The sequence below is a fragment of the Chryseobacterium contaminans genome (assembly GCF_001684955.1).
GTDB classification, from domain to species: domain Bacteria; phylum Bacteroidota; class Bacteroidia; order Flavobacteriales; family Weeksellaceae; genus Chryseobacterium; species Chryseobacterium contaminans.
Genome location: NZ_MAYF01000027.1, coordinates 1 through 11136, shown reverse-complemented (window position 1 = coordinate 11136; position 11136 = coordinate 1). Strand labels below are relative to the sequence as shown.

Below are 11136 nucleotides of genomic sequence, written 5' to 3'. Positions count from 1 at the left end.
CCAAACGGTAGCCATGATGCTGTAGATGTTATTTAATCCGGAACGGATCAGGTAAAAAATGAAAAAAAGAATCATTCCTGCAATAACATTCTTTGAACTGAAAACTTCAAAATGAAATAAAGGTCTTTTGGAATTTCTTTGCTTAAGCATAAACAACCCTCCGGAAAGAAGGAATACAAACAGACATATAATGATGGTGTCTGATTCAAACCACATCAGCCTTTTTCCATAGATAATAGCATAACCTCCGGCCTGTAAACATACCCAAAGTAAAAACCAACTGGGAATATCCAGTTGATATAATGGTTTTTTAGGAAAGAATCTGTTTCTGTTGAAAATTGCAATTCCTATGATGAGTACAAAAACATGAAAATAAACCATCATTAAAACCATATGCTGAAAGTCATAATCTTCAATGCTGGATTTCAGTAGGGAAGTGGTTACAGTCCCGCCAGTGAGCATAATGGAATACATAAAAAGATAAGCAAGAACTTTGGCGTGCCTTGTTTTCAGTTCAGCAATAATCAGAGGAAGAAAAATAGCCCCCTCCAATAATCCGAAGATCCCTTCTAAGAAACGGATGACGAGAATTACATGATAATCATGGGTAACGGATAAAATATAGAGAATAATGACCGAAATGGAAGACATCAGCAGAACATAATATTTCACGCTGAAATAGGCCATAAACCGCTGTAAAACTAAAAGGGTAACCACAAATGTCCCATACATCAAAATCATTAGGTATTGGATGTCGTCTGAATCTACATCCATAAAAGAAGATGTGAAGGCACTGTTGGAATGTAACAGTGACAACAGCATCAGGTGGGGAAACAATGCCAGAATAAGAAGTGGCAGTTTCAGCCATTGTGGTACCCATTTATGATAAACTGTATTGTGCTGCATAGTTGTTGGAAAGCTAATAAAACTGTGATCTTAATTTGTAGCTATTGATTTGTAATAAAAATGCGAAAAGACAAAAGGGCAAAGGGGTAAAAGTAAAAGGTAAAATGACAAATATGCTTAAAGAAAAATTGAGCAGATCTGTATTTGCAGTCTTGCCTTTTCGCAAAAAAATAATTTTAATTTGAAAATTTGAAAATGAGTTAATTTGAGAATGATAATAAACCGGATATTTTTGTACTCTAATACTCTCAAACACTTCCACTCTCAAACCTAAATCTTTTTCGCGCTTACCAGAACATTCATTCCGGAAAGCAGTTTCTCATTGTCTTTATTATTATCCAGAATAATTTTTACAGGAAATCTTTGTTCTATCTTCACAAAGTTTCCGGTGGCGTTGTCTGGTTTTACTAAAGAAAACTGAGATCCTGATGCAGGAGAAACAGAAAGGATTTTTCCTTTGAATTCAACATCAGGATAAGCATCTGCTGTAATGGTAACTTCCTTTGTCTGGTCAATCTGTCCAAGCTGAGTTTCTTTATAGTTGGCAATAATCCATTTTTCTTTGCTTACAATCTGAACCAATGCCTGTCCTTCTTTAATAAGTTGTCCTTCCTGAATTGTTTTTTTTCCTACCCAACCGTCATAAGGAGCTGTAATTACAGTGTACGAAAGGAATAATTTGGCATTATTCAGATTAGCTGAACTCTGCTGAATCTGGCTTTTAGCAGGTGCTACTTTGGTTTGTTGTTCATTTGCTCCTGCTTTTACTGCATTTTTTTGTTGTTCCAGAGCCAAAAGATTAGCTTTCGATTGTTCATAGGATGCTTTTACGTTTTCAAACTCCTGTTCTGTAGCAGCATCTTCAGCCAAAAGGTTTTTATATCTTTTGTAATCCTGTTCCGTTCTCCATATATCAATTCTTGCAGACGCAATTTTAGCATCAATAATTTTTGTATCGCTTGCCTTCGTATTAACACTGCTTTGAATGGTGGTAATATTTTCTGTATTGGCATTAAGACTGGCTTCAGCCATATGCACCTGGTTGACAAATTCCCTGTTATCAATCACAATGAGAGTATCTCCTTTATGTACAAACTGGTTTTCATTAAACTTTATCGTTTTGATGAATCCTGAAACCTTGCTGGAAACAGGAGTAATATATTGTTCAATCTGTGCATCGTTAGTGGTAACATTTTTTCTAGAAAAAAGATAGAAACTTACCATGCCTGTGACTCCGCTGATGATAAGAATCCATGCAAGTAAAGTAATTGTCTTGTTAATTCTTTTTTCTTTTTGTGTCAATTGTTTTTGTGCCATAGTTTTTATAAGTTTCCAATCGTATATTGGAGTTGATAGTATTTAAGTTGTCTGTTAATTTTTACGGAAATAAGGTTAGATTCTGCTTCCAGATAAGTATTGTCTGCATCAATCAGTTCTGTAATAAGGCTTAGTTTGTTCGCATATTTTGTTCTTACAATCCTGTAGTTTTCCTTTGCCTGATTGATGGCTTCTTCTGCAATTTTTACCTTTTGGTCGGTTTCTTCAAATTTCTTGTAAGCTTCATATACATTATGCCTTACCTTTTCTTCATTTTCTTCAATCTGAAGTTTTGCCAGATCAATATTCTCTCGGGCTTCCTGCATTTTGTATTTGTTTTTATACAGGTTTTCGATAGGGTAGGTAAGATTCAGACCGATCATTCCCAAGCGATAAGCATAAGGTTCGGGAGGAAAGAACATCATATTCGGATATTTTAAGAAATACTCTCCGCCGGCAGTTATTTTAGGTAAATAATTGGCCTTAATCAGTTTCTGATCCAATTCTTTTAATGAAAGATTTTTATGGGTAATTTCAACAGATTCATTCTTACTTAAAGCAGTTTCCGTTAACTCTTCAATGTAAGGGATTGCTGCGCTGTCAGAGATCAGATCTTCTGTATCCACATGCATTTCCTGCTGTTCAGGAAGAGAAAGAATGGTTTTAAGTTTATGTTCTGCGATTTGTATATCATTATCCAGTTCTGTCCAGCTCATTTTATGGTTAGATAGCTGTAATGATGTTCTCAGCACTTCATTCACAGTAACCACACCATTAGCTTTTAAAGCTTTTACCTGTTTGATATTTACAGAATCCTCCTTCATTTTATCATTAATAAGAGACTGTTGTTCTTTTAAATGATGGATTTGGAGAAATGCGGTAATTATTTCCATTTTAAGCTGTCTTTCATCCAGATGCGTTTTTAATGCTGAAATTTCTGTATCAATGGATGATTTTTTTTCAGTATTTTTTATTTTTCCACCCATATAAACTGGAATGGAAGCCGATAGCGTAAAATCATACATTCCGTTGATAACATCATATTTCGTAGGTTTATTAAATACACCATCCTGATACTGGAAAAGATTGGTAACCTGATTATAACTGGTATGAAATTCAATATCCGGAAGCTTTTCCATTTTCAGGTCTTTTTCCTTGGTGATGGACATTTCCTGTTTTAAATGGCTGATCTGGATATTTTTGTTGTTTTTTAAACCAATTTCTATCGCCTGCTGCAAGCCAAGATGCTGGTAATCTATCATCTGTGAATGGAAAAGGTTGCTCAATAATAAGCACAACGCTATGCACTGATATCGGCACGCGTTAAATATCATATTCATAAATTTATTAAAGGATTTTTGCTAAATTGATTTTGATACTGCAAATTTACGACGATGGAAAGCAGACACTATTTGTGAAACAAGAAAAAGATTTGTTCATTTACGCCATTTTGAAAATTATCCCTACCTTTATTTCATGAATGACAGTCATTTTAAAGCCGTAGAGGATGAAGATGCCGAATTTTACGTATATCATGTCCTGACCGGAAATATCACAACAGATATCCATTACCATAGTGCCGCTCAATTAGTGTATGCAGAAGGAGGTATTGTACATGTTTTTACAGATCTGAAACACTGGTATCTTCCGGCAAGATGCTTTATGTGGATTCCGGCCGGAACGCCTCATTATCTTTTTTCTACCAGTCCTAAAGTGGATTTATATAATTTTTATATTAAAAAAGAAGAAGATGAAAATGGCTTTTTTGATGAAATTAACATTTATTCAGTCAATGACTTACTCAGGGAGATGATTTTGTACACTAAGGACTGGAGTGGGAAAATAACAAAAAATGATGGATCAAAATATTATTTTCTCAAAGCATTGAAAGGGATTTTACCCGAAAAGAGGGATAAAAAACTCGCTTTTCCTGTTCAGCATCCCTTTCCCAAGGATGAAACCTTACTGAAGATAGCCAGATATATTCATGCTAACCTGGAGAAGCCTTTAACGATTGAATCTACCGCCAAAGAGTTCGGAATGAGTACAAGAACCCTTTCAAGGAAATTTAAAGAGATTTTGGGTATGAATTACGTCCGCTTTCTGAGAGCGTTAAGAATTACCCGTTCTTTGGAGCTGATGCTGGAAGGAAAATACAATATGTATGAGATTGCCATGATGGTGGGCTACAATAGCCTGTCTTCTTTCAGCAATATTTTTAAGAAGGTCATTGGGGTTGCTCCTACGGAATATCAGCAGAAATTAAGAGGTAACCGGTAGTTAGGTTATTATTTTTCTAGGGTTAAGAATTTGACAGCTTTTGTAGAGCAGAGGAGAGGATATCCCGCATCTTAAATCTTGGTTCTTGGCAACCTCCAACCCTCAAAATAAAAAAACCACCCCAATAAAATTGAAGTGGTTCTGTATGGTGAGAAATTCTCAGTCGCTTATTAAGCTTCTTCAGATTTAGCCTCTTCCTTTTTAGCAGGAGCAGCTTCAACTGGAGCGTCAGAAACGATGTCGAATTCGTAGTTGTACTCAACATTTCTGTGAAGTCTGATAAGAGCAGTAAATTTACCAGTTCTCTTGATAGTGTTACCAGGAATTTTGATATATTTTTTCTCTACAGCAACACCAGCTTTTTCTAAAGCAGCAGATAGATCAGCATTGTTGATAGATCCGAATAATTTGTCACCAGCACCTACTTTTGCAGGAATAGTGATAGAAGTTTTCTTCAATTGCTCAACTACAGCGTTAGCAGTAGCGATTAATTTAGCTTCTTCTTCTTTTCTAGCTTCTAATGTAGCTTCTAAAGCAGCTTTGTTTTTAGGAGTAGCTAAAAGTGCAAATCCTTGAGGGATTAAGAAGTTTCTAGCATAACCTGGCTTTACGTTTACTGTATCAAACTCAAGTCCTAAGTTTTCTACGTCTTTTTTTAGGATAATTTCCATTGTTGTTGTCCTTTTTTAGATTTTAGTGGTCTAAAATCAAGTTAGAATTAATGATGTATTCAGCAACAAAAGAAGAGGTTGCCCTCTTCTTTTATTTATTTTTTGTCTTATTTCAATAAGTCAGCTACGTATGGTAGTAATGCAAGGTGTCTTGCTCTTTTGATAGCAGCAGAAACTTTTCTTTGGTATTTTAAAGAAGTTCCAGTGTATCTTCTTGGTAAAATTTTACCTTGCTCGTTTACGAATTGTAATAAGAAATCAGCATCTTTGTAATCAACGTGCTTAATTCCGTATTTTTTGAATCTACAATATTTCTTTTCAGATTTTGTATTGATATCAAGCGGAGTAAGGAATTTTACTTCTGATTCTCCTCCAGCTGAGGCTTGTTTAGCCATTTCATCTATTGCCATGTCTTGTCTTTTTTAAAAAATAGGGTTAATAATTAAGCTTTAGCTGCTTTTACTTTAGCTCTTCTAGTTACAGCGTACTCAACAGCGTGTTTGTCAAGTTTTGTAGTAAGGTAACGGATTACTCTCTCGTCACGTTTGAATGCTAATTCTAAGTCAGCTACTACAGAACCTTCTCCTTTAAATTCGATTAAAGTATAGAACCCATTCTTTTTCAATTGGATTGGGTAAGCTAATTTTTTTAATCCCCAGTTTTCTTTAGCAACGATTTCGCAGTTCTTTTCTTTGATTAGATCTTCGAATTTTTTCACTGCTTCCTCCACCTGTGCATCAGATAGAACGGGAGTTAAAATGAAAACAGTTTCGTAATTGTTCATAATGTTAAAAAATTTGTTAATTATTTCGAGGTGCAAAAGTAGAAATTATATTTGTAATATGCAATAGTGTATATAAAAAAGATGAAGTGTTAATCGTGGAAATTTGAGTGTTAATAACGTTTTTCGTACTTTCGCCCAACGAATTTTTTATTTCATGAAAACTAAAATTTACACACTGCCGTTGTTGCTGTTGGGAATTAGCTGCTATTCACAGGATAAAATATCCAGGAAGAATGGAACTTCTTTTGACGCTAAAATTATAGAAGTGGGGGCATCCCATATTACTTATAAAGAATTGGATTATCTGGATGGGCCTTCGCATTCATTAAACAAATCTGAAATTTACAAAATCACTTATGCTAATGGAAAGGAAGACCTTTTGGGGAAATACCATAATATTGAAGAAGTGAAAACTTTTATTGCTGATAAAATTAAAGAATTTGGAGCAGACCGTGATAATGGATCGTTAAGACTTGCTGCCGAATTTGAAGGAAATAATATCAGAATAAACTCGGTAGATAAAAATGGAAAACTTTATTACGAAGGAGATTTGTGGAATCTGAGTAATGTAGTAGACTTTCACAAAGTATCAAAAAGGAAAAATGGAGATGCATTTTTAAATATTGTAACCTACAAAGTGAAAAGATCAAGTGAAAAACTGGATAAGCTGGTGATTAGAATCATTAATTACGGAGTTGCTGAAGAGTTATCAGAAGCCTTTAAAGATTTGAATATTATGCTTAAAAAAGACCTGTAAATAACAGGTCTTTTTTTAATGTACTATATTTAATTATTTCTTGATCACTTTTATAGATTGTAATCCGTTTTCTGTATCAGCAGTTACTATATAACTTCCGGTAGAAAGTTTAGACAAATTAATATCAAATTTACTTTGGTTAATTTCTGAGCTCAGAACCGCTCTGCCTGAAGCATCTGTAACCTGTATTGATTTTACCTTCACTTTGGAGTCAATATTTAAGATGTCATTTACGGGATTAGGATAAGCTTTAAACGAAGTTTCTTTTTTGTTAACTTCATTTACAGCAAGGTTGCTGGCAATTACATTTACTGTATAATCTTCTGCCTGGCCAAATTCCCCGCCTTTACAAGGAAGTATAATGTTTGGGTCATTAGCAAAAGTATCATACATTTTTTTCACCCTCATTCTTGTGTTTCCAGTAAGAGCATTGGCTGGAACAGCAATAGAATGGACTGCCTGAACAGCATCAGTACCATCTGAATTCTGTATGGTTTGGGTAACCGGATATACTTCACCAGCCTCATCCAGAATACCATTGTGATTCCAGTCGATAAATACAACAAAACTGTCTGTCCAGTTTCCACCCGTATTTCCTTTTAAGGTAATGTTGTAGGACTGTCCTTGGGTAACAGTAGCTGTCTGATTAAGGAAATATTCATGGGATATTCCTGCGCCTAAAGTATTGCTTGTAGTATTATTGATTCCTGCAAAATTTACTAAAGTGATAGGTTCATCTGCAGGATCGCCAAAGCTGTCAACAAACTGCAAAGGTCCACAATAAGAGGCTGGAGGTTGTACAAAAGTATAATCTACTTTTATATTATCAACTGCCAGCATGAATTTATCAGTGCTGTTATTCACAAAAGCCACTCTTACATTCTGACCGATATAAGGAGTAAGACTTACTGCACGACTTGTCCACCACGAGTTTTCGCCCGTTGTGCTATACAGTTGTACCGTAAAATCAGCAACGGTATTCCCTCCGTTAGGGGCAAGCATAACTTTATAGCCATCCGGATAATCTGCATCTTGGGCTTTTGCATCCCAATATAATGTAGGAGATGCTCCTGATACGGCTATGGTTGGGGAAATAAGCCAGTCATTTGAGGTCCCGGCAGGAGTATACCATGAAGTACTCATTGCAGCATAATTACCGGCAGGACCGCCGAAATTACCATTGGCTCCTTGTCTGTCAATTCTGTTCCATCCATTGGTTATGAAATTTACAGCAGTGGCAGGAGTAAGCCCATCTGCGTTAATCACTGTCCAGGCAGCAATGCCAGGTCCGTTTCCATCAAAATTTTCCTGAAGTATTTGGCTATTGCCCAATACAGGAAGAGCAACTAATGTTGCATGTAGTAAAAATTTTCGCATAACAGATTTTATTTGGTTGTATTTCAAATATATAAATAATTATGCTAAATATCAAATTTATGGTGTTTTGTGGTATTTAAATGCTGTTTTTGTTGTTGTTTTTACTGGTATTTTCTAAGTTCCGTTAAAAAATTCACTTTTAATACATCATATAAAGAATGTCTGCTAACCAAGATGGAAGCAATGGAAGAAACCATGCCGGCAAGCATCAGATGAAAAATCAATGAATGCCTGTCTGTCATTTCCAGTACAATGATTGCTGATGTGAATGGAGCTCGGGTAATACCTGTAAGAAAAGCAACCATTCCACCTAAAACAACCACATTGGTTTCATTAGGTGTTAAATGGATAACTCCTGAAATAACGGATCCAATACTAGCTCCGGCAGTAAGAGCAGGAGCAAAAATACCACCGGCACCACCGGAAGTAAAGGATAGGGCAGGACCAAGCATTCTTAAAATAGGGACATACCAATCTTCGTGTTTATCTTTTGTAAAAAGAACCCGCTCCATAATTTCCTTTCCCGAACCTAAAATTTCACGGTTGATGAAATAGGCGATAGATGCAATAATTAAAGCACATACTATCAGAAAAACTATATTAGCTCTGTCTGTTTTCAGTGCTTTCTTTTTCCATCCGTTGATCTTAAGCATGATGACGGAAAGCTGGCTGGCCATAATTCCGGCTGTAGCGGCTACAAGCATAATGGGGAACATCACCATCAGGGAAACATCATTGGTTTTCGGATAGCCCAAATACAAATAAGATCCGGCTAAAGTTTGCGCTGTAAGACCAGCGATGATGACAGCTGTAAATAGAGCTGTTTTGAAGTAATTAATATGTGTTTTAGATAGTTCTTCTACTGCAAATACAATTCCGCCGAGAGGAGTGTTGAAAGCCGCTGCAAGTCCGGCTGCGGCCCCCGTCATGATCATATTTTTTTTAGAAATTTTGGGCCACCAGTCCGGAAGATACTCATTGACTTTTCTAAAAACAGAGCCTGCAATCTGAATGGTAGGACCTTCACGACCTACTGCGCCGCCTCCAATCACCAGAACTACAGAAGAAATGATTTTAAAAATAATGATTTTAAGGCTTAAAAGGCTTCTGATCTTTTTATGCTCTTTCGGATTGGCAAGCTCTACAGCTGCCATCACCTGTGGAATGCCACTTCCTTTAGCATTGGGGGCAAATTCTTTTACCAGCCACCAGGAAAGTACAAATCCAATCGGAGCAATAATGAAAATCATCCATGCATGCCAATCAAAAATAAAATTCATAAGATTTTCACCCCATGCAAATAGTTGAGCATATAATACAGCAAAAAAGCCAGTGATTACAGATCCTATCCAAAAAGGAATAGCCTGAAGAAGATTGTGCTTCAGTTGTTCATTCCGGATATTATCAAAAGATTTTTTCAGAGATCGGCGAATAAGAATAATAATTTTCAGCATTTGTAGGTTTTGAAGGATGAAATTACGGTAAAATTTTGATAATTATATTTCTTCCAAGAATTTTGAGACCATTAGTGCATTGTCAACACTTAATGCCTTCGATATTCTCAATCCTACAATATTACTTTTGACCTCTATTTTGAAATCTTCATCTGAAATAGATTTTATAATTTCTTTTCGCTTTGGACTTAAGAATGTCATGGTTTTATATGGATCACTTCCCAGAACATAAAAATCTCTGAAATCTTTGTTGTTCCTGAAATTAATGTTAAAACTGCTGAATATTCCTGCAATTCTGTCCGCTAGTTTTTTCTTATTAATGGAGATGAAACCAAAGTCTTCATGTACCTCCTTTAACCCCCAAACTTCTAATGAATCATATTTGTCAGTTGTACGGGCTCCTCTGATTGTTGTTCCTATCAAATTAACTATGAAAAGATAGGATATTTCTGTTTTATTTTTGCTGGTAATGCTGTAGCAGAGTTTAGGCTCCTGTAAAAAGTCTATATCTTGAGATCTGAACTGGCTGTATGGAGAGTCTTCAATATCAACCATTGAAATATCATAGATTGCAGATAACCGATCATAAATTTCAAAGATCAGCTCTTCATCTTCTTTAGAAAAGCTAAATAATTTGGTAACAAATAGTTTTCTGAAGTCTAATTCCATGGATAATACTTTCTCTAAAGGTAAAACTATTATAGAAAAATCCAACAAAAACCTTCCGTTAAAAATTGAAGGTTTTTATTTTGAATTCTGATTGGAAATCAGCCATATTGAAAAGAAACAGTTATTTTTTCTTCATCAGGTCTTCGATTGTATGGATCGTTTTTATGGCGTTGGCGTTATCCGGATTTAATGTTAATGATTTTTTATAATTCTCTAAAGCTAAAGCATAATTTTTAGCTCTAAAATAACCTTCGCCTAAGCTGTCAAAAGCATTTGCCGACTGTGGATTTTCTTTGACGTTTAAAGCAAATACTCTAATGGCTTCATCAATTCTCGAATTTCTTAACAGAATATAGCCTATGTCATTCAATGTATTTTCAAAATTCCATTTTGGATTTTTTGCTTTTAATGAATGATAGGTTTTCTCTGCATCAGGATTGTTTTTCCTGGAAAATTCAGTGATGATGTTTTCTTCTGCTAACAGATAGTCATCAGTTAAATCTTGATCAATCATAGCTGCAATATGATTAACAATCCGATACTGAACAGGAAATAAGCTATATCCGTTAGACATCATAATTATTGCCAAATTACGTTCCGGATAAATTTTATAGGCGCTTACATTGCCGCCGGAGAAATTGTAAGAATGTATATTGTTTACTTTACTGATGTCCCATCCGTATGCAAAAACATCTTTTTTGTTACCAAAATCAAAGGGTTGCCACATCATTTCTTTTGTTTTTTGACCCAGTAGATCATTTTTACTAAGATGTTGGCTCCATTTTAGGAAGGCAGGAAGTGTTATTGCCACTCCGTTGGCAGAATGGGCCCTTGTTCCGCTTACATCTGTAGATTTTTCATATTGTTTCTTTTCCGGATTGTAGTTATATTTTATAACACGGTTAGGGATTTTTTCGAGAG

The 11136-nt window shown here is 35.4% G+C and carries 12 protein-coding genes; 2 read left to right on the top strand and 10 right to left on the bottom strand.

Annotation, left to right across the window (positions count from 1 at the left end; translation table 11 throughout):
* The 3 genes from BBH99_RS03040 to BBH99_RS03030 form a co-directional block, all read right to left on the bottom strand.
* A partial coding sequence (locus BBH99_RS03040; RefSeq protein WP_131799190.1) for a hypothetical protein occupies nt 1–906 on the bottom strand: 906 nt, incomplete at its 3' end.
* A gap of 270 nt (nt 907–1176) precedes the next feature.
* Entirely contained in the window at nt 1177–2223 is a 1047-nt protein-coding gene (locus BBH99_RS03035) for an HlyD family secretion protein (RefSeq protein WP_066691826.1), read from the bottom strand.
* Between the two features lie 5 nt (nt 2224–2228).
* Entirely contained in the window at nt 2229–3485 is a 1257-nt protein-coding gene (locus BBH99_RS03030) for a TolC family protein (RefSeq protein WP_066691823.1), read from the bottom strand.
* A 214-nt stretch (nt 3486–3699) separates the two neighbouring features.
* On the opposite strand from BBH99_RS03030, the gene BBH99_RS03025 reads away from it, so the two are divergent.
* A complete protein-coding gene (locus tag BBH99_RS03025) occupies nt 3700–4503 on the top strand; it encodes a helix-turn-helix domain-containing protein (protein WP_066691820.1) in 804 nt (267 codons plus the stop codon).
* 170 nt (nt 4504–4673) lie between these two features.
* On the opposite strand, the gene rplI is transcribed toward BBH99_RS03025, so the two are convergent.
* The 3 genes from rplI to rpsF all read right to left on the bottom strand — a co-directional run bounded on the left by rplI (nt 4674) and on the right by rpsF (nt 5958).
* The gene (gene rplI, locus BBH99_RS03020; RefSeq protein ID WP_066691817.1) at nt 4674–5174 is read right to left on the bottom strand and encodes a 50S ribosomal protein L9; all 501 of its coding nucleotides are present in this window, start codon (nt 5172–5174) and stop codon (nt 4674–4676) included.
* A 107-nt stretch (nt 5175–5281) separates the two neighbouring features.
* Entirely contained in the window at nt 5282–5584 is a 303-nt protein-coding gene (rpsR, locus tag BBH99_RS03015; RefSeq protein WP_002979091.1) for a 30S ribosomal protein S18, read from the bottom strand.
* A 32-nt stretch (nt 5585–5616) separates the two neighbouring features.
* Nucleotides 5617–5958, bottom strand: a complete 342-nt coding sequence (rpsF, locus tag BBH99_RS03010; RefSeq protein WP_002979092.1) for a 30S ribosomal protein S6 — start codon at nt 5956–5958, stop codon at nt 5617–5619.
* Nucleotides 5959–6112: 154 nt separating this feature from the next.
* Between rpsF and BBH99_RS03005 the strand changes: the two genes are divergently transcribed.
* Entirely contained in the window at nt 6113–6715 is a 603-nt protein-coding gene (locus BBH99_RS03005; RefSeq protein ID WP_066691814.1) for a hypothetical protein, read from the top strand.
* A 33-nt stretch (nt 6716–6748) separates the two neighbouring features.
* On the opposite strand, the gene BBH99_RS03000 is transcribed toward BBH99_RS03005, so the two are convergent.
* From BBH99_RS03000 to BBH99_RS02985, 4 genes are all read right to left on the bottom strand, one after another.
* On the bottom strand, nt 6749–8092 hold the full coding sequence (locus BBH99_RS03000; protein ID WP_066691812.1) for a T9SS-dependent choice-of-anchor J family protein: 1344 nt from the start codon (nt 8090–8092) through the stop codon (nt 6749–6751).
* Between the two features lie 101 nt (nt 8093–8193).
* Entirely contained in the window at nt 8194–9546 is a 1353-nt protein-coding gene (locus tag BBH99_RS02995; RefSeq protein WP_066691801.1) for a chloride channel protein, read from the bottom strand.
* 42 nt (nt 9547–9588) lie between these two features.
* Nucleotides 9589–10215, bottom strand: coding sequence for a hypothetical protein (locus BBH99_RS02990; RefSeq protein ID WP_066691798.1), 627 nt, complete (start codon nt 10213–10215; stop codon nt 9589–9591).
* 121 nt (nt 10216–10336) lie between these two features.
* The coding region (locus tag BBH99_RS02985) for a tetratricopeptide repeat protein (RefSeq protein ID WP_123872966.1) at nt 10337–11136 on the bottom strand (800 nt) is incomplete at its 5' end.

Bases quoted from the DNA above. Each gene is read 5' to 3' on its own strand.
- BBH99_RS03035 (WP_066691826.1), bottom strand. From the start codon at position 2,223: ATGGCACAAAAACAATTGACACAAAAAGAAAAAAGAATTAACAAGACA.
- BBH99_RS03030 (WP_066691823.1), bottom strand. From the start codon at position 3,485: ATGATAGATTACCAGCATCTTGGCTTGCAGCAGGCGATAGAAATTGGT.
- BBH99_RS03025 (WP_066691820.1), top strand. From the start codon at position 3,700: ATGAATGACAGTCATTTTAAAGCCGTAGAGGATGAAGATGCCGAATTT.
- rplI (WP_066691817.1), bottom strand. From the start codon at position 5,174: ATGGAAATTATCCTAAAAAAAGACGTAGAAAACTTAGGACTTGAGTTT.
- rpsR (WP_002979091.1), bottom strand. From the start codon at position 5,584: ATGGCAATAGATGAAATGGCTAAACAAGCCTCAGCTGGAGGAGAATCA.
- rpsF (WP_002979092.1), bottom strand. From the start codon at position 5,958: ATGAACAATTACGAAACTGTTTTCATTTTAACTCCCGTTCTATCTGAT.
- BBH99_RS03005 (WP_066691814.1), top strand. From the start codon at position 6,113: ATGAAAACTAAAATTTACACACTGCCGTTGTTGCTGTTGGGAATTAGC.
- BBH99_RS03000 (WP_066691812.1), bottom strand. From the start codon at position 8,092: ATGCGAAAATTTTTACTACATGCAACATTAGTTGCTCTTCCTGTATTG.
- BBH99_RS02995 (WP_066691801.1), bottom strand. From the start codon at position 9,546: ATGCTGAAAATTATTATTCTTATTCGCCGATCTCTGAAAAAATCTTTT.
- BBH99_RS02990 (WP_066691798.1), bottom strand. From the start codon at position 10,215: ATGGAATTAGACTTCAGAAAACTATTTGTTACCAAATTATTTAGCTTT.